Annotated in this window: 17 protein-coding genes; all 17 read right to left on the bottom strand. The window is 60.9% G+C overall.

The window, feature by feature from the left end; all coding sequences use genetic code 11:
- Nucleotides 1–104: 104 nt before the first annotated feature.
- Complete coding sequence (locus ACYQ6M_RS02440) at nt 105–692, bottom strand: exopolysaccharide biosynthesis protein (protein WP_460071933.1); 588 nt, start codon at nt 690–692, stop codon at nt 105–107.
- Nucleotides 693–812: 120 nt separating this feature from the next.
- Nucleotides 813–1,298, bottom strand: coding sequence for a DUF992 domain-containing protein (locus ACYQ6M_RS02435; protein ID WP_460071931.1), 486 nt, complete (start codon nt 1,296–1,298; stop codon nt 813–815).
- Between the two features lie 108 nt (nt 1,299–1,406).
- On the bottom strand, nt 1,407–2,690 hold the full coding sequence (locus ACYQ6M_RS02430; protein ID WP_075281884.1) for a TRAP transporter large permease: 1,284 nt from the start codon (nt 2,688–2,690) through the stop codon (nt 1,407–1,409).
- Nucleotides 2,690–3,238 (bottom strand): TRAP transporter small permease subunit, encoded by a 549-nt coding sequence (locus tag ACYQ6M_RS02425; RefSeq protein ID WP_023003201.1) that lies wholly within the window; start codon nt 3,236–3,238, stop codon nt 2,690–2,692. Before ACYQ6M_RS02425 ends, ACYQ6M_RS02430 begins: the two co-directional genes overlap by 1 nt.
- A gap of 17 nt (nt 3,239–3,255) precedes the next feature.
- Nucleotides 3,256–4,293, bottom strand: coding sequence for a TRAP transporter substrate-binding protein (locus ACYQ6M_RS02420; RefSeq protein ID WP_460071928.1), 1,038 nt, complete (start codon nt 4,291–4,293; stop codon nt 3,256–3,258).
- A gap of 25 nt (nt 4,294–4,318) precedes the next feature.
- Nucleotides 4,319–5,140 (bottom strand): putative hydro-lyase, encoded by an 822-nt coding sequence (locus tag ACYQ6M_RS02415; RefSeq protein ID WP_460071926.1) that lies wholly within the window; start codon nt 5,138–5,140, stop codon nt 4,319–4,321.
- A 73-nt stretch (nt 5,141–5,213) separates the two neighbouring features.
- Nucleotides 5,214–6,122 carry a LysR family transcriptional regulator gene (locus tag ACYQ6M_RS02410; protein WP_460071924.1) on the bottom strand — a complete coding sequence of 303 codons (909 nt, stop codon included), beginning with the start codon at nt 6,120–6,122 and terminating at the stop codon, nt 5,214–5,216.
- A gap of 193 nt (nt 6,123–6,315) precedes the next feature.
- Complete coding sequence (locus tag ACYQ6M_RS02405; protein WP_460071922.1) at nt 6,316–7,890, bottom strand: acyl-CoA dehydrogenase family protein; 1,575 nt, start codon at nt 7,888–7,890, stop codon at nt 6,316–6,318.
- A 214-nt stretch (nt 7,891–8,104) separates the two neighbouring features.
- Nucleotides 8,105–8,560: a DUF3237 domain-containing protein gene (locus ACYQ6M_RS02400; RefSeq protein ID WP_209170023.1), complete on the bottom strand. Its 456-nt coding sequence runs from the start codon at nt 8,558–8,560 to the stop codon at nt 8,105–8,107.
- Complete coding sequence (locus ACYQ6M_RS02395; RefSeq protein ID WP_023003195.1) at nt 8,557–9,429, bottom strand: amidohydrolase family protein; 873 nt, start codon at nt 9,427–9,429, stop codon at nt 8,557–8,559. Before ACYQ6M_RS02395 ends, ACYQ6M_RS02400 begins: the two co-directional genes overlap by 4 nt.
- Before the next feature lie 16 nt (nt 9,430–9,445).
- Entirely contained in the window at nt 9,446–11,260 is a 1,815-nt protein-coding gene (locus ACYQ6M_RS02390) for a feruloyl-CoA synthase (protein WP_460071919.1), read from the bottom strand.
- Nucleotides 11,261–11,285: 25 nt separating this feature from the next.
- A complete protein-coding gene (locus ACYQ6M_RS02385; RefSeq protein ID WP_208984233.1) occupies nt 11,286–11,756 on the bottom strand; it encodes a MarR family winged helix-turn-helix transcriptional regulator in 471 nt (156 codons plus the stop codon).
- A 19-nt stretch (nt 11,757–11,775) separates the two neighbouring features.
- Nucleotides 11,776–12,543: a crotonase/enoyl-CoA hydratase family protein gene (locus tag ACYQ6M_RS02380; protein ID WP_031270371.1), complete on the bottom strand. Its 768-nt coding sequence runs from the start codon at nt 12,541–12,543 to the stop codon at nt 11,776–11,778.
- Between the two features lie 10 nt (nt 12,544–12,553).
- Nucleotides 12,554–13,318 (bottom strand): SDR family NAD(P)-dependent oxidoreductase, encoded by a 765-nt coding sequence (locus ACYQ6M_RS02375; protein ID WP_055656147.1) that lies wholly within the window; start codon nt 13,316–13,318, stop codon nt 12,554–12,556.
- Between the two features lie 88 nt (nt 13,319–13,406).
- Complete coding sequence (locus ACYQ6M_RS02370) at nt 13,407–14,723, bottom strand: TRAP transporter large permease (RefSeq protein ID WP_460071916.1); 1,317 nt, start codon at nt 14,721–14,723, stop codon at nt 13,407–13,409.
- Nucleotides 14,720–15,307 carry a TRAP transporter small permease gene (locus ACYQ6M_RS02365; RefSeq protein WP_023003189.1) on the bottom strand — a complete coding sequence of 196 codons (588 nt, stop codon included), beginning with the start codon at nt 15,305–15,307 and terminating at the stop codon, nt 14,720–14,722. Before ACYQ6M_RS02365 ends, ACYQ6M_RS02370 begins: the two co-directional genes overlap by 4 nt.
- Nucleotides 15,308–15,373: 66 nt before the next feature.
- Complete coding sequence (locus ACYQ6M_RS02360) at nt 15,374–16,414, bottom strand: TRAP transporter substrate-binding protein (RefSeq protein WP_023003188.1); 1,041 nt, start codon at nt 16,412–16,414, stop codon at nt 15,374–15,376.
- Nucleotides 16,415–16,938: the final 524 nt, after the last annotated feature.

Here is a 16,938-nt window from a genome sequence, read left to right as displayed (position 1 = left end):
GCGTACCCAGGGGTCATCGCTCTACCTGCGAGGAGGAGCTGGCTTCATGGCGCATGGGTTGTCTTCAAGGCGGAAGGACAAGGGAAAAATGTGTCGAGAAGCTCTCAGGCAAGCCAATAAACGACAGTGGCGACCGCTGCCAAGGCCACCATCAGCCCCACCAGCGTCACGACGCCATCGCGCACCAGCAACCCGAGGCTCAGGAGAAGTATTGCCGAGCCGGGCAAGGCGACAGCAAAGGGCAGCAGGGTGGCGGGATAGACAAGAAGAGACAGAAAGATGCAAAACGCCGCGACGATCCGGCTCGCGGTTTCGCCGGCGAACATGGCCAGGCGTTGCCCGAGGGAACGGTCGGCGCGTTCGGCATAAGGGGTGAGCTTGTCGATGATCGACTTCACCTTCTGCTTGGGCAAACCGCGATTGCGCACGAAAGACGGTAACCAGATCGAGGTCCTGCCAAGGACAAGCTGTCCCGCCACCAGAAGCGTCAATGTTGTGAGAACAATCGGCACACCTGGTATGGCCCCGATGGGAGATATCATAACAAGGGCCGGCAGAAACAGAAGAGGTCCCGCCGCACGGCTGCCAGAAGCATTCAACAGCGAGCCGACGTCGGCGCGGCCTTCCTTTTCAATTTCCTCTTCCCAGTTTGTAAGAACTCCCTTGATTGTCTCCGACTGACCTGTCGCCATCCAGGTATCCCTCCAGTTCGAATTATCGTCGGACGTCCGCACTCTTTTCAGCCAAATCTGCATCCGAAAAAGCAAAAAGGGCCGGCAAAGCCGACCCTTCTTGACGTTTTGTCACTGTGTTCACTTGATCGCTTCCAGTGACAGCCGACTGACACCAACCGTGATGTTCGTGCCCGTCTGGCTTTCGACACTGAGCGGGTTCAGCGCAATCGACTTGTCGAAACCGCCAATAAGGGCATTGCCCTTGATACCCGCACCAAGGCTGGCACCTGCGGTCACGCCGGCATATTCACCTTCAAGAGCGCCCACCTCCAGATCGGCAGTCGGTGCAACGACGCCCCATATCAACGTGGCCGAGTCGGTGGTCCCGATATCAAGCCCGTACTCGCTTACGGTCGCCGTGTAGTAGCTGGCAGGGCCGTCACCGACCCGGTCGAAGGTGCAGTTCATGACGGCCTTGGAACCGACGATGAAATTGGTTTCCTGCTCGACAACGCATGTCAGTTTGCCAACTTCAACGCCAGCAGGCTTGTCCTGGGCCATCACAGGGGTCGCAAGAAGCGTGGCTCCCGTCAGGGTCAGGGCGAGTTTGGTAAACCGTTTCATCAATGTCTCCTTCGTGTATGTGGCCTCCGGATTGCTCCGGTCCGCCTTCATCACGGTGGAAACGTCTGCATGGTCCGTCAGTTCCAAAATAATTCTGCTCTTTTCCCCTCAGCGCATGGCCATCGGCAGATAAAGCGCAATCTGCGGCAGGGCGATCAGCGCCGCGACCATGGCCAGCATCGCCAACACGTAGGGAATGGCTCCCAGCATCACCTCGGCAATGGATCCGCCGCGCCGCGCACTCTGGACGACGAAGAGATTGAGCCCCACCGGCGGTGTGATCAGCGCCATCTCGATCAGCACGATCATCAGGATGCCGAACCACACCGGATCATAACCCAGGCTGATGACGATCGGCACAACGATGGGAATGGTGATGACCATCAGTGACAGGGTCTCGATGAAAAAGCCGAGCACGATATACATCGCGACGATCACCAGCAGCGTCTGCAGGGGACCGAAGCCGAGCCCCTCCAGAAAGCCGCGCAATTCCTGCGACAGGCCGGCGGCCGAAAGCGTGAAGTTGAGAAACGACGCCCCGATAACTACCAGCATGATCATCGCCGTGACCCGCACTGTGCCGATCAGCGCTTCGCCGATCATGCGCGTGTTGAGCCCACCGAAAAGCGCGGCAATCGCCAGCGCACCGGCAACCCCGACAGAGGCTGCTTCGGTTGGTGTCGCCCAGCCCTTGTAGATCGAGCCGATGATGGCACTGAACAGAAGAATGATCGGCAGCAGATCCGCCAGCCCGAGCGCCATTTCCCGCAAGGGGAACGTCCGCCGTGCCCCGCCGAGCTTCGGATTGACCAGGCAAACAAGCGCAGTCACTGCCAGAAAGGCCATCGCCAGCAGGATGCCGGGCAAAAGCCCTGCCAGAAAAAGCTGCGGGATCGAGGTCTGTGTCAGAAAACCGTAGACGATCAGGTTGATCGACGGCGGGATCATGATGCCGAGCGTGCCCCCGGCGGCGATCGCACCGGAAAAGAGCTTCTGGTCATAGCCCAGCCGATCAGCCTGCGGCATGGCCACCGTCGCCACTGTGGCAGCCGTTGCCACGGAAGATCCGGACGTGGCCGAGAACATGGTGGCGGTTGCCACATTGGCATGCACCAGCCCGCCTGGCAGCCAGGAGACCCAGCGGTCGAGCGCCGAGTAGGTGCGTGCGGCAATGCCGGTGCGCACCAGGATCTCGCCCAGCAGCACAAAGAACGGAATGGCGATCAGCGCTGCATTTTCCGACGTCGACCAGACCATTGACCCGAGACCGCGTGTCAACGGAAAGGCGCTGAAGAACTGGTCGATACCAAACCCCAGCAGGAACAGCACGATGCCGACGGGAATGGAAAGGCTGAGGAGCCCAAGAAGGCCTACGGAAACGAAGGAAAGCATCAGGCCGTCTCCCCTTCCGGAAAGGCACCGATCGCCTGCTCGGATTTTGCAAATTCACCGCGCAGGACCAGCAGCACACCGGCGACAAAGGTCAGCCATGCGGTGACCGCGAACCACACCCACCCGGCAAACCAGGGCAATTGCACCAGCGCGAGCGGAGTTTCCAGGGGTGTGTTCGCCCTTGAGGAATTGCGCAGTGTCGTTTCCACCACCGGCCAGCACTTCAGCGCGACGATCGAGACGGTCGAGGACAGGGCAAAGATCGACAGAAGATCCAGCACCGCCCGCCATTTTGGCAGTCCAACCGAACGGCGCAGGAAATCGATCCGGATATGCGAAAGTTCGCTCAATCCGAAAGCCATGCCCCAGGCCGTTCCGATGGCCATCACATAGCCGGAGATTTCGTCGGTGCCGCCGAAGGAGGCACCGACACGGCGGAGACAGATATCAATCAGAACAAGACCTGCACAGGTGAGGAACAGAACGCCGACCGAAATCGCTATCGCCCGGTTGATCCTCGACAGGATTGACAGGAGTTTCTCCGCCACCTCGATGTCTCCCGGGCTTAGTTGGTCTTGATCTGCACACCGACGACGGTGCCGACGCTGTCGTTCCAGCGCGCGGCCCAGTCGCCACCGGCCCGCTCTGCCCATTCCGGCAGAACATCCGTTTCCAGGATCTGGCGTGCGCGCTCGATGTCACCGTCGCTGGCTTCGACAAGAACCATGTCCCGCACGTCGCCCGAGGCGCATTCCCCCTTGCCGGTCAGGCAGGCGATGTCATTGCTCAGCGCACCTTCCGCCGATGCCCAGGCGGGGGCTTCGAACTTTTCGGCAATTTCCTTTTCGATCAAAGCCCGGGTCTCGCCGGACAGAGCGTTCCACTTGTCGAGATTGATCGCCGTCACCACCGGGTCCCAGCCGCCAAGGGGGATCGGCAGAAGATGCGTGCTGACTTCCCACCAACCGGCGCTGTAGCCCGAACCTGCCCCGGTCACCGCACAATCGACGACGCCCTTCTGCAGCGCGCCCGACACCTCTGAAAAGGCAACCGTAATACCTTCTGCTCCGAGCGCTTCCAGGAACTTCGCCGTCATGCGGCCGGATGCGCGGATCTTCTTGCCCTTCAGGTCGTCCAGCGAACCGACTTCAGCGTTGCAGAACACCACCTGCGGCGGATAGGGCGCAATCGCAAGCACCTTGGAATTGAAGCGCTTTTCGAAGATCTCCTCGACCATCGGCCGGGCGGCATCGACCGCGGCATGGGCCTTGTCGGCAGACATGGCCACCAGCGGCACATCGAGGCCTTCCAGTTCCGGTGCATCGGCAACCGCATAATCGCCCACCGTCATGCCGACGTCGAATACACCCTGGCCAAGCAGGCGGAACACTTCGCCAACGCCGAGGTTCATCTGGTTGTGGGTCGTGACGGTTGTGTTGATGGTGCCATCGGATGCCTCAGGCAAGGCGGTCTGCCAGAACGGCGCCTCGTAGTCCTGGTGCAGAGGCAGGCTGGACCAGCTGCCGACGACCGACAGGTCTTCCGCGGCGGCGGCCGAGGACATGGCGACACCGGCCATGAGGAAAGTCAGAATCTTTTTCATGTGTCCACTCCGTGAAGGTTCGAGCTTACAGCGTCTTTTTTGTTATGATTGGAATTTCAGCGTCATCCGGGATGTCCGTGATCAGCATGTGTCCCGGTTTATGGGTAATCAGCAGCGGCAGGCCAGCGTTCTGGATGATGGCTTGCGGCGTCACTCCGCAAGCCCAGAAGACGGGCGTGAAACCGGCCTCCACCGGCACCGCATCGCCCCAGTCCGGATTGCCGAGATCGGAAATGCCGATGGCCGCCGGATCGCCGATATGGACCGGTGACCCGTGCGCCAGCGGAAAGCGCGCCGAAATGGCAACCGCGTCCCGCACCCGCTCATCCGGGATCATCCGCATGGAAACCACCATTGCACCGCGAAAGGGCCCGGCCGGTGTCGTTTCCATGTTCGAGCGGTACATCGGCACGGTGACATTGTTTGAAATGTGCCAGAGGTCGATCCCCGCCTCGATCAGCGCATGTTCGAAAGTGAAGGAACAGCCGAGCGCAAAGGCGACGAGATCGTCTGACCACAAGGCGCTTATGTCCGTCACGGAGCCTTCCAGCCGGCCATCGCGATAGATGTTGTAGGCGGGGACGTCGGTACGAATATCGAGGCAGTGTCCCAGGGTGAACAGGAGGGGGTTTCCCGTGTCCGAAGCACCGATCAGCGGACAGGGTTTCGGATTGCGCTGGCAGAAGCGCATGAAATCCAGCGCATAGGCTTCCGGAATGATCGCCAGATTTGCCTGAAGCAGGTTCTTGCCCAGCCCCGCCGTGTGCGAGCGATAGCTGCCGGACCTTATCTGCGCCCGAAGCGTCTCGATGTTTTCCTGTCGAAGGGTTTCATAAGACTGCAGCACTGGGGCTCTCCTCCATTGGAGAAAGGCTCCCGCATTGCGGTTATAAACTCAAATTGAATGATTTTAGCAGATCTTATAAATGATTTTTATAATCAGAGTAGGCGACCGCAACCTCAAGCGCCTTCTTCGCAGCAGCCGCGACGATGTGGCTGCGCGGGTCACCGAGATAGCTCGCCGAAAACCTCAGGGCATCCGGTACCCATCCCGGATCGAACTCGACGATGCTTCCTCCCTCGACATAGGGCCGTGCCAGCGCCCTCGGCAGTGCCGCGACCCCGAGCCCTGCTTCCACCAGCCTGAAACAGGCAGACAGAGACGAGGACGGGAACATCTGCACGTCCGGCGCAACCCGTTCGAACAACAGTGTTTTCAGCTCGCGGTAAGGCCGCGTGTGCCGGGCGTAGGTGATTACGGGTTTTTCCCGCAAAAGCGCCTCGGCTTGCGCGCCCTTGGCCGGACTGTCCGCCGCCACATACCAGCCGAGGTCGAAACCCGGCAGCTCGATGTTGTCGACCGAATATTCCGAAATCGGCCCCAGCAACAGGGCCAGATCGATTTCCCGGTCGAGCAAACCGGCGCGCAGGTTCACGGAAATATCGACGTTGATTTCCACGATCAGATTGGGAAAGTCGGCCCGCAGCGCGGCAACCAGATCCGGCAGCCAGCACTGCGCAATGGTTTCCGAGGCTCCAATGCGCAGATGCCGGTCAATCCCCTCACGGGAGACCACCGTCTCCTCGACCTTGTCCGACAGACGCTCGAACTGCTCGGCGAATGTCTGAAGCAGCTCGCCGCGCTTGGTCAGCTTCAGCCTGCCGGGAGAGCGTTCAAACAGCTCGGTTCCCAGCGCCTCTTCCAGCCGTTTGATCCGCGTCGTCACCGCCGGCTGCGTCAGGTTCAAACTTCCTGCGGCCTTGTTGACGCCGCCATGACGGACAACGGCCAGAAAGGCCTTCAGCTGATCGAGATTGAGCGGATGCATGCAACGTCCCGGCGTGATCGGTTTGGGCTACTTTGCGCGAAGCCGCGGACATTGAAAAGGTATCGAGAAAAGACCGGCGTGCAAAAGCAGAACGAGAGAGAACCTCATCCCCGGCCTTTTTCGCGAGATATTGCTGCCCAAGGGGGTCGTGTCCGTTGCCCCTTGAGGAATAGAATTTCGCTACTGTGCAGGCTCAGGCGCTCCGCGCCAGTTTCGGCCTTTCAAGCACTTTCCCTGCAAGCCGCCTGATCCGCTCGGGGTCCGGATGAAGGTCAGCCTTTTCCGCCATGCGTGCCCACAGGACCTTCAACAGGGTCTTGCTCGTCAGTTTCATGAAGTCATGGGCAAGGGCTGTCGGGTCCTCGCACTGCAACACCCGATCCCTAACCCGGCACCAGTTGGCGACAACCTCGCCCAGTTGCGGGCAAGTTTTATCGTTCCGCAGACATTCGGCCCGCAGGAATTCCTCGAATGCCTCGCTTTCCTTGCCCGGCAGCAGACGCGTGGTCAGTGCTCTTTCATGAATGGCGTTGGCACCTTCATAAATCGCGGTGATCCGCACATCCCGGTAGCACTGTTCCAGGAAGTATTCCTTCAGATAGCCGTACCCGCCGAGCACCTGCATGCCAAGCTCCGTTGCCTGCATGCCGGCTTGCGTGCAGTAAGCCTTGGCGATCGGTGTCAGGAATTCCGCCAGTGCCCGGTTCTCGCCTGCTTCGACCGTGACCAGCGCAAGGTGCGCGATTGCTCGTCCGCCAAGGGCAAGGGCATCGATCTCGTCCAGCATGCGACGTACGTCGGCATGACCATCCAGCGTCACCGGCTTGCCCGCGGCATCCCGGCCCTGCTTGCGTTCCGCCGCATAGGTGCTGGCGATATCCGCAGCGCGGGCGGCATGGGCAACACCCTGCAAGGCTACATCCACACGGGCATGGTTCATCATCGTGAACATCGCCTTCAGGCCTTCGCCTTCCCGGCCGACCAGTTCGGCGACAGCGCCGTCGAAAGCAAGCTGGCAGGTGGGCGAAGCATGCAGGCCCATCTTTTCCTCGATGCGGGTCACGGTCACCGCGTTGCGGCTGCCGTCCGCGCGGGTGCACGGGCACAGAAACAGCGACAGGCCCTTCACGCCATCGTCTGACGTGCGGGCCAGCACCAGATGATGGATCTTCTCGCTCATGTCCTGATCGCCGCCAGAGATGAAGATCTTCTCGCCGCTGATTGACCAGCCATCACCAGCCTGCACCGCCCGGCAACGGATGCGGGAAAGATCGGACCCCGCGTCCGGTTCTGTCAGGCACATGGTGGCAAGGGCCTCGCCGGAGGCAAATTGCGGGATCACGCGCGCCTGCTGATCTTCCGTGCCAAAGGCCAGCAGGGTGCGGGCGGCACCCGCAGCAAGGCTCGTCACCATCTGCAGACTGTGGTTGGCGCCGGTGAAGATTTCCGAGGTGATCGCAAGTACGCCGGCATCGAGCCCCTGTCCGCCAAGTGCTTCCGGGATCGTCAATCCCGGCCACCCCTGCTCCGCATAAGCGGCATAGGCTTCGCGAAACCCGTCCGGCATGCGCACCCGCCCCTCCACCAGCCGGCAACCTTGGCTGTCCCCCGGTTCGTTCAACGGGGCCAACTGCTCTTCTGCAAAGGCAGCAAAATGACCGCCGATCTCGGCGGCAAGATCCGCATCGAAGTCCGGCAGATCGGCTGCCCCGGCAACATGGGTCAGGCAGAACAGGATATCGTCAAGCGGTGCGGTGAAGGGTTTCATCAGTTCCAGGCTTTCAACAGATACTCAATCGGATAGTCGCTTTGTATTCCCCCTCATCCTGAGGAGGACCTTCAGGTCCGTCTCGAAGGATGGGCCGCTTGCGCCGGAGATTGCCGCCCATCCTTCGAGACGGGCTGTCGCCCTCCTCAGGATGAGGAAGCAGCCGGACAAAGGCTTCTGGCAAAGAGGCGTCCAAGGCCAAGTTGTTGCTCCCTCACCCCACCCGAAACAAGGACACAAGCACGGCGGAGGCAAGTCGCCGGCCGGTGCCGACGAAGAGAGTATTGTTGACCCAGTCATAACGCGGGTCTCCGGTCTCCAGCCGCGCCGCCGTGCGGAAGTAATAGAGCGTCGGGTCGATATCCTCGCCGCGGGCAAGTGCTTGCAGCACGTCCGGCGGACCATGGCGAACACCCTTGTTGATGATCTCGATCACCGCGCCGTCGTCTGTCTCGAAGGCGTAGCGGGTGTCGATGTCGGCCGAACCGTCCGCCAGGATCGTCTGCCAGTCAGCGCCCATGTCCAGCACCGTTCCGGACACCTGACCTGTCACCCGGCCACCGACAATCGGGATGATCCGCCGCGCACCCGCCCTGCCCTGGCCTAGTTCCCGGACAGGGCCCAGTTCGACCTCAAGGTCGCAGAAATGGGTGAGCTCCGGAGTGATCATGCCAGCCCCAGCAGCCTAGCCGCATTGCCCTTGATGATGTCCGGCCGAAGCTCGTCCTTGATGGCGATCTTCTCGAAATCCGCCAGCCAGCGCTCCGGCGTGATCATCGGCCAGTCGGAGCCGAACAGCACCTTCTTCTTCAGGATCGAATTGCAGTATTTCACCAGGATTTCCGGGAAATACTTCGGCGACCAGCCGGAGAGGTCGATATAGACATTGGGCTTGTGCTGGGCGACCGCCAGGGCTTCCTCCTGCCAGGGGAACGAAGGATGCGCGAGGATGATCTTCATGTCGGGAAAATCGACCGCGACATCGTCCATATACATCGGGTTGGAGTATTTCAGCCGCATGCCGTTGCCACCGCGCATACCGCTGCCGACGCCCGTCTGGCCGGTGTGGAACAGCGCGATGGAGCCTTCTTCCGCAATGGCTTCATAGAGTTCGTAGGCCATCCGGTCGTTGGGGTAAAAACCCTGCATCGTCGGGTGGAACTTGAAACCCTTGATGCCGAAGTCTCTCATCAGGCGCCGCGCCTCGCGCGCACCCATCTTGCCCTTGTGCGGATCGATGGAGGCGAAGGGGATCAGCACGTCGTCGTTTTCGGCGGCAAGTTCCGCCACTTCTTCGTTCTTGTAACGGCGGTAGCCGGTCTCGCGCTCGGCATCGACCGGAAAGATTACCGCCGCAATGTTCTGTTCCCGGTAATGGGCTGCCGTTTCCGGTACGGTCGGCGGATGGCTCCAGGGCGCGCGGAAGTATTTCGCCATCGTCGCCTGCAAGTCGTCATAGCCATCGTCGGAATGACAGCCGCAGGGCTCTTCGGCGTGAGTGTGGATGTCGATGGCGCGAACCTTGGTGATGTCGACCATTTCAAGCGCTCCTCAATCAGAGTGTGACCACAGCAGGGTCATCGTCGGTGTAAAGCCGTTCCAGCAGGGCCTCGCGGCGCGCCAGAACCTTTCGGATGTTCAGATTGCCCTTGGCGGTCATCTCGCCTTCGGGCATGGAAGCCGGCTGAGACAGCACGATGGCGCGGGACACCAGTGTCGAGCTGCCGCTGATCTCGCGGGCGCGCGCCGAAAGCCGGCGGTGGATTTCGCCCTGCAGCAGCTTGCAGCGGAAAGCACCGTCATCATCGTTGAGGTCAAAGCCTTCCCGGGTGAGCTCCGCGACATTCGGGAAGATCATCACTCCGATCTGATTCCGATCGGCGCCGGTGATGATCAGGTCTGCGGCAAGCGGTGCGAGACGGGACAGCATGTCCAGCTTCAGCTGCGCCGCCCGCACCCAGGTGCCGGACTGCAGCTTGAAGTCTTCCGATATCCGGCCGTCAAAGCGCATGCCCTTGTTTGCGTCTGCCGGATCAAGAAACAGCATCGCATCCCCGGTGATGAAGAACCCTTCTTCATCGAAGGCCGCGGCGGTCTTTTCAGGATCGTTGAGATAGCCGGGCATCACGTTGGGGCCCTTCACGCGGACTTCGCAGCGCATGTCCGCATCGGGTAAAAGCTTGACGGTGACGCCGCTCACCGGAACACCGACAATGCCGGAGTGGGGGGCAGGTTCCTGCTGCATCAGGGCCGAGGGCGCTGTTTCGGTCAGTCCCCAGGAAGACGTCATCAAGGGCACCTCGCCCTTGACCTCCATCGCCATGCGCTCAAATCCGGACCAGACCTCCTGCGGCAGGGAGGCCCCTGCATAGAAGATCAGGTCCAGATCCTCGAAGAAGCGCTGACGCAGATCCGCGTCCGCTTCCAGTGCCTTCAGCAGCATGCCGAAGCCAAGCGGCACGTTGAACACCAGCGTACCGGTCTTCAACGACAGGTTCTCCACCGTTCGTTCGAACAGGCCCTTCACCGGCTTGCCGTCGTCAATGTAGAGACTGCCACCGTTGGCCAGCATCATGTTGAAATTATGCGAGCCGCCGAAAACGTGGTTCCAGGGCAGCCAGTCGACGATCACCGGCGGACGCTTGCGCAGGAACGGCATGGAGTCAGCAAGCTGGGCCTGGTTCACGCACATCATCCGGTGGGTGGTCAGAACGCCCTTCGGGCTGGAGGTCGAGCCGGAGGTCATCAGGATCTTGCCGACCGTATCCGGCGTGACGGCCGCAAAAGCGCTGTCGACATCGACGCTGCCGTCTCCCTTCAGAAGATCTGCGAAGGCGGTAACGTTCCGGCTTCCCGGGCGGCTGGCGACGATCTCGACCTGAGCCAGCTCCGCAAGGTTCAACGCCTCACCGTATTGGTCGGCATCCACCACATAGGCCATTTTTGGCTTGATGAGGTTGATCGCCTCGCGCAGGCGGCCATGGGCACCGTGAATGAGCGAATACTGCTCGGCCACCGGCACCACCGGCACTCCGACATACTGGGCGGCAAGCGCAAGAATGCCGTGATCGACGCCGTTGCCGGACATGATCAGGATCGGCGTATTTGCCCCCATGCCCCTTGCCAGGAGCGCGGCACCGATCGCCCGAACCTTTTCCAGGATGCCCGCATAGCTTTCCTCGCGCCAGCCGGCGCCGCTGCGTTCGGCCAGAAACACCCTGTCCGGAGCTTCCCCCGCCCATTGGTGCAGCCAGTCTCCCGTCCGCTCGACCACCGGGCTCAGCGGATAGGTGGACCGCAGCAGAATGCTGCCATCCGGACGGTCTTCCCGCTCGACCGAGTGGCGCAGAAATTCCGTGGTGCGCTTCATGATCGTCTCCTCCCGAAACTTCATGTCAGTCTTCCCGTTGGCGGTTGCTTTCAATCATCTGCATCACCTTGGTGGCGACACTCAACGCGTCCTTGCTGATACCGTTGAGCAGCATCTTCTCGTGCTCCATGACCGCGGCGATTGCCTTTTCACACAGCCGGCGACCGGCCAGTGTCGCCTTCAACGCATAGGCCCTGCGGTCACTCGGCAACCGGTCACGGATGATCAGGTCACGCCGCTCCAGTTCGTCGACAATCACGACCAGGTTGGGCCGCTCGATATCCATGGCCTCGGCCAGTTGGGACTGTCGCAGGCCCGGGTTGTCGACGATCAGCACAAGGGCGGTATAGGTCAGCATGCGCAGGTCGAACGGCTTCAGGGTGCGGCTCAGGTCCGACTGAATGACGTTGAACGTCCGCTTCATCTGATAGCCGTAAAGCGCGCGCAGGGTCCTGTCGCTGACGTTGACAATTCCGGTCTCGGTCTCCGGTTCCATCGCGGTTTTCCTCATGAGATCACCTGAAGGTCGGGTTGCGCTTTTCCAGGAAGGCGGCAAGGCCTTCCAGCGCGTCCGGGCTGGTCTGTGTAATCGCGGCACACAGGCTCTCGGTAAAGAGACCGTCCGTCTTGGACATGTCCGCAATGCGCGCCAGCGCCTGGATCATGATGTAGTTGGACAGCGGCGCGTTGGAAGCGATCCGGCCTGCCAGGTCCTGTGCCTTGGCCAGAGCCTCTCCCTCGCCGACTGTGTAATGAGCAAGGCCCAGAGCCAGGCCTTCGTCCGCGTTGTACTTGCGGCCGGTCAGCATCATCTCGGTCATCCGGTCCGCGCCCAGAATGCGGCCCACGCGCACGGAAGCGCCACCACCGACGAAGATGCCCCTGCGGCCTTCCGGCAGCTGGAAGAACGCGGAGGTTTCGGCAACACGCACGTGGGTGGCACTGGCCAGTTCCAGACCGCCGCCGATGACGGCGCCGAACATGGCGGATACCACCGGCAATCCGCCGAACTGGATCCGGTCCATCACCTGGTGCCAGCCACGCGAATGGCGCATGGTTCCTTCCGCGTCGCGGGCCACATGCTCGGACAGATCAAGGCCCGAGCAGAAATGCCCGGCCGTGCCGGTGATGACCACCGCCTTCACCTCGGCGGGCGGAGACAGGAAAAAGCCGTCAATGGCCCCAAGCAGCTCGTCGCACATGGCGTTGCGCTTGTCCGGACGGTTCATGGTCAGGGTCGCGACGCTATCGGAAATCTCAATTTTCAGCATCGGTTCTGTCATCGGTGTCTCCTCAGCGCGGCGGCAGACGCACGGCGCCATCCAGGCGGATGGTCGTGCCGTTCAGGAACGGGTTGGTCACGATGTGCCCGGCAAGCAGGGCGAATTCCTCCGGCTCGCCAAGACGTGGCGGGAACGGAATGTTGGCCGTGATCTTGGCTGAGACCTCTTCCGGCAGGCCTTCCATCATCGGCGTTCTGAACAGACCCGGCGCAATGGCCATCACGCGGATGCCGTGCTGGGCAAACTCCCGCGCTGCCGGCAGACACATGGCGGCAATGCCGCCCTTGGACGCCGAATAGGCAGCCTGGCCCAGCTGGCCGTCCTCGAAGGCGACCGATGCCGTATTGACGATCACGCCACGCTCGCCGTTTTCCAGCGGTTCCACGTCCATGAGGCGTCTTGCGGCATGGCTCATGACATTGAACGTGCCGAAGAGATTGACCTTCAGCGTCTTTTCAAAGGTATCGAAGGAGAGCTTGCCTTCCCGGCCGACGATGCGCGCGGCAAAGCCGACGCCGGCGCAGTTGACGACAACGCGCGGCGTTTCACCGAGCAACCCGATCGCTTCGTCGAGTGCAGCGCCTACGGCTGCCTCGTCGCTGACGTCGGCCTGAACGGCGAAGCCGCCGATTTCTTCCGCCACAGTGCGGGCCCGGTCGATATCGAAATCAAGGATCGCAACTTTCGCGCCCTGGCTCGCAAAATGACGGGCTGTCGCGGCCCCGAGGCCACTGCCGCCACCTGTCACGAAAGCCGCTTGTCCGGATATCAGCATGGCACAGCCTCTGAATTGGTTTTAGTCATCATTGTTATATCTCATACCTATTTTGATACGCCGAAAGGGCGCACTCCTTCCGGCTGGGTTAGCCAGCCAGAAGGAACAGGGTGATTGACGGAAAGAGGACCAACAGGATCACGCGGACTATGTCGGACGTTACGAACCAGAGAACCGCCTTGTAGGTTTCCTTCATCGGCGTCGACCGATCCATCGCGTTGATGATGAATAGGTTCATGCCGACGGGCGGTGTTATCAGCCCCACTTCGACAACGATCAGCACCAGGATACCGAACCAGATGGCAACGTGTTCCGGGCTCATGCCGAAGTCGAGCACGCTGATCACCGGAAAGAAGATCGGGATGGTCAGAAGGATCATCGACAGGCTGTCCATGAGGCAACCGAAGACCAGGTAGAACAGCAGGATCAGTGTCAGAACGACAAGCGGACTGAAGCCCTGGCCAACGACCCAGCCGGAGAGTTCCTGCGGCAGCTGGCTGAGTGCCAGGAAGCTGTTGTAGAAGCCGGCACCGAGCACGATGAAGAAGATCATCGCCGTGCTCATGGCCGTCTGGATCATGCTGTCGACAAAGACCTTCCAGGTCAGGTTGCCGGAAATGAGCGCGATGATGCCCGTTCCGGCCGCACCGACGGCTGCGCCCTCGGTCGGGGTAAACCAGCCCAGATAGATGCCACCGACCACAAGCCCGAACACCAGCAGCACGGGCCAGACGTCCATCAGCGCACGCATGCGCTCCGCATAAGGCACCGGCTCACGCGTTCCGGCGGAGCCGGGATTGAGGCGGACATAGATCGAGATGGTGATCATGTAGCCGATGGCCGCCAGAATGCCCGGAATGAAGGCAGCCAGGAACAGCTTGGCGATGTTCTGTTCGGTCAGGATGGCATAGATCACCAGGATGACCGACGGCGGAATGAGAATGCCGAGCGTGCCGCCGGCGGCCAGCGTTGCCGTCGAAAAGCCGCCGGAATAGCCGTAGCGGCGCAGTTCCGGCAGGGCGACACGGCTCATGGTGGCGGCGGTTGCCAGTGACGATCCGCAGATGGCGCCAAAGCCCGCGCAGGCCCCGACCGCAGCCATGGCAACACCGCCCTTGCGGTGGCCGAGCCAGCTTACGGCGGCCTTGAAGAGAGACGACGACATGCCGGAGTGGGTCGCGAACTGCCCCATCAGCAGGAACATCGGAATGATCGTCAGCGAGTAGCTGGAGAAGGTGGAATAGGTCTCCGACTTCAGCTTGGCGAGAATGATGTTGGAACTGCCGGTCGCAAGATAGAGACCACCCAGACCGCAAATCATCATGGCAAGGCCGATCGGCGCCCGCAGGAAGATAAGCAGCAGAAGAACGGGAAACGACAGATAGCCGAGTTCAAGCAGGCTCAATGGACCCCTCCCTCGGCATCGGGCGTGAAACGCCGGCCGGTGATCAGTTCAAGCACCTTGGCGACGGCGCAGTAGAGCGCGACGACGGAGGCAACAGCGGCGGCGGCAAAGCTGAGCGCGAAGGCCCACCAGATCGGAAACTGCAGCAGGAAGGTGGTTTCGTTGTAGCGCATCTTGTCTTCCATGCCGACGAACAGCCGCCAGGTGATCAGGAAGATCAGCAAGCTGAGGAGAACCTCCCACACGACTTCCAGCCACCGGTTCATCCAGCGCGGAAAACTGCCGGCGAAGACGTCCACGGTGGCGTGCCCCCGCTTAAGCTGGCAGATGGGCAGAAAGGCGAAAATGGTGAAGCTGATCCCCGCTTCGACCAGCTCGAAATCGCCGGAAACCGGACCGACACCGGTCGCGATCAGCGCGTTGGCGGCGCTTTCGGACAGCGAGGTCATAAATTCGGAATGACCGAATGTGTTCAGCCCGCGGCCAAGCACGCTGACACAGGTCAGCCCGATCAGCGCTGTCAGAACCAGACCGCCAAGGATGGCCATGAAGCGCGCGAGACGCTCCACCAGAGTGAGCAGCATTTTACGTGTATCCTGTCGAAGGATGCCCTCCGGAACACCTGGTTCCGGAGGGCTGCTTCATGACGGTCAGTTGGCCATCAGCGCTTCGGCACGGGCCTGCAGCGCCTTGCCGTCGATGCCCTTGGCATCCATTTCGGCGTACCACTCGTCGATGGTGCCCTGAGCGGCGGCTTCCCACTCGGCAGCCTGCTCGTCCGTCAGCGTGATGATGTTGTTGCCCATCTCCACGGCTGCGGCCCGCGGGCCGGCATCATCGGCCTGCATCTGCTTGCCGGCGAAGGCAGAGAATTCCTCACCGGAGTTAGCGTCGATGATGGCCTTCAGGTCGTCCGGCAGGCTGTCGTACTTGTCCTTGTTCATCCCGAAGATGAAGGACGTGGTGTAGAGCGCCTTGCCCGGGAACTCGGTGTGGTTCTTGACCAGCTCGTTCACCTTCAGCGCGCCGACGACTTCCCACGGAATAACCGTCGCATCGACAACACCCTTGCTGAGCGCTTCCGGAATGGCCGGAACCGGCATGCCGATCGGCGTCGCACCCAGATTGGAGAACAGCTTGTTGGTGACACGGGTCGGTGCGCGAAGCTTGACGCCGTTCAGGTCGGACAGCGCGACGATCGGCTTGCTGGAGTGGATGACACCGGGTCCATGAACCCAGAGGGCCAGCGGCTTGAAGCGCGCGAAGTCCTCATCCATCATCGTTTCTTCGGCAAGCTTCCAGTAGGCGCGGGACATGGTCTCCGCATCCGTCATCGTGAACGGAAGCTCGAACACTTCTGCGCGCGGGAAGCGGCCCGGAGTGTAACCGGCAACGGTCCAGACGATATCAACGACACCATCGACGACCTGGTCGATCAGCTCCGGCGGCTTGCCGCCCAGCTGCATGGCCGGATAACGCTCGATCTTGATGCGCCCACCGGATTCCGCTTCGATCTTGTCGGCCCAGGGGTCGAGAACGTTCTTGGGTACATTGGCCTGAGCCGGCAAAAACTGGTGCAGGCGCAGCGTGACTTCCTGCGCAAGTGTGGACGACATGCTCCCGCCAAGTGCGATTGCGGAGACAGTCGCAGCCACAGCCAGTTTGGCAAACTGCTTATGCAAGTTGATCATGGTTTCCTCCCTGTTCGATCAACTTCAAAACCTGACCGGATTCCTCCCTCCGATCAGATGATGATCTATAATAGTTATATTACATAACTTTTTTCAAGCTCTATTTGGCGACCTGGTTCACTCCCTTCGCCTTGAGCTTTGCATGCAGGCGACCAATCGGAAAGTTATACATTCTGGTCAGCCGCAAAAGCATCACAAGATCCCGTAAAATTTGCCGGAGTTTGTGATGGATCAATCCCGAAGGCAAGGGTTTCCGTGAGAAGAATGGACAGAAAACGTCTTTATCATCAACCCTGCCACTTCCTGCAAAGGAAGACCCGCCAGCCGGCATGCCGACAGGCACCTTACCTAACGCAAGGGCATCAAGGCGGTAGCATCAAGCCAACGGGAATTTGTGGAAAGCCTGCCGGAGATCGCAATGTCCCGGGACTTGCGGGTTATCCGAACGCCGGAACACCATTGGCGTGGACACGCGACCAGGGGCTGGTTCAATGGAATGGAAAATCAGGGAAAGCACCGGCAGG

It is taken from the genome of Roseibium sp. ROS1 (assembly GCF_054658215.1).
Note: the sequence above shows the minus strand (reverse complement) of the source record. Positions and strands in the feature narration are given on the sequence as shown.

Bases quoted from the DNA above. Each gene is read 5' to 3' on its own strand.
- ACYQ6M_RS02440 (WP_460071933.1), bottom strand. From the start codon at position 692: ATGGCGACAGGTCAGTCGGAGACAATCAAGGGAGTTCTTACAAACTGG.
- ACYQ6M_RS02435 (WP_460071931.1), bottom strand. From the start codon at position 1,298: ATGAAACGGTTTACCAAACTCGCCCTGACCCTGACGGGAGCCACGCTT.
- ACYQ6M_RS02430 (WP_075281884.1), bottom strand. From the start codon at position 2,690: ATGCTTTCCTTCGTTTCCGTAGGCCTTCTTGGGCTCCTCAGCCTTTCC.
- ACYQ6M_RS02420 (WP_460071928.1), bottom strand. From the start codon at position 4,293: ATGAAAAAGATTCTGACTTTCCTCATGGCCGGTGTCGCCATGTCCTCG.
- ACYQ6M_RS02410 (WP_460071924.1), bottom strand. From the start codon at position 6,122: ATGCATCCGCTCAATCTCGATCAGCTGAAGGCCTTTCTGGCCGTTGTC.
- ACYQ6M_RS02405 (WP_460071922.1), bottom strand. From the start codon at position 7,890: ATGAAACCCTTCACCGCACCGCTTGACGATATCCTGTTCTGCCTGACC.
- ACYQ6M_RS02400 (WP_209170023.1), bottom strand. From the start codon at position 8,560: ATGATCACTCCGGAGCTCACCCATTTCTGCGACCTTGAGGTCGAACTG.
- ACYQ6M_RS02395 (WP_023003195.1), bottom strand. From the start codon at position 9,429: ATGGTCGACATCACCAAGGTTCGCGCCATCGACATCCACACTCACGCC.
- ACYQ6M_RS02390 (WP_460071919.1), bottom strand. From the start codon at position 11,260: ATGAAGCGCACCACGGAATTTCTGCGCCACTCGGTCGAGCGGGAAGAC.
- ACYQ6M_RS02385 (WP_208984233.1), bottom strand. From the start codon at position 11,756: ATGGAACCGGAGACCGAGACCGGAATTGTCAACGTCAGCGACAGGACC.
- ACYQ6M_RS02380 (WP_031270371.1), bottom strand. From the start codon at position 12,543: ATGACAGAACCGATGCTGAAAATTGAGATTTCCGATAGCGTCGCGACC.
- ACYQ6M_RS02375 (WP_055656147.1), bottom strand. From the start codon at position 13,318: ATGCTGATATCCGGACAAGCGGCTTTCGTGACAGGTGGCGGCAGTGGC.
- ACYQ6M_RS02365 (WP_023003189.1), bottom strand. From the start codon at position 15,307: ATGCTGCTCACTCTGGTGGAGCGTCTCGCGCGCTTCATGGCCATCCTT.
- ACYQ6M_RS02360 (WP_023003188.1), bottom strand. From the start codon at position 16,414: ATGATCAACTTGCATAAGCAGTTTGCCAAACTGGCTGTGGCTGCGACT.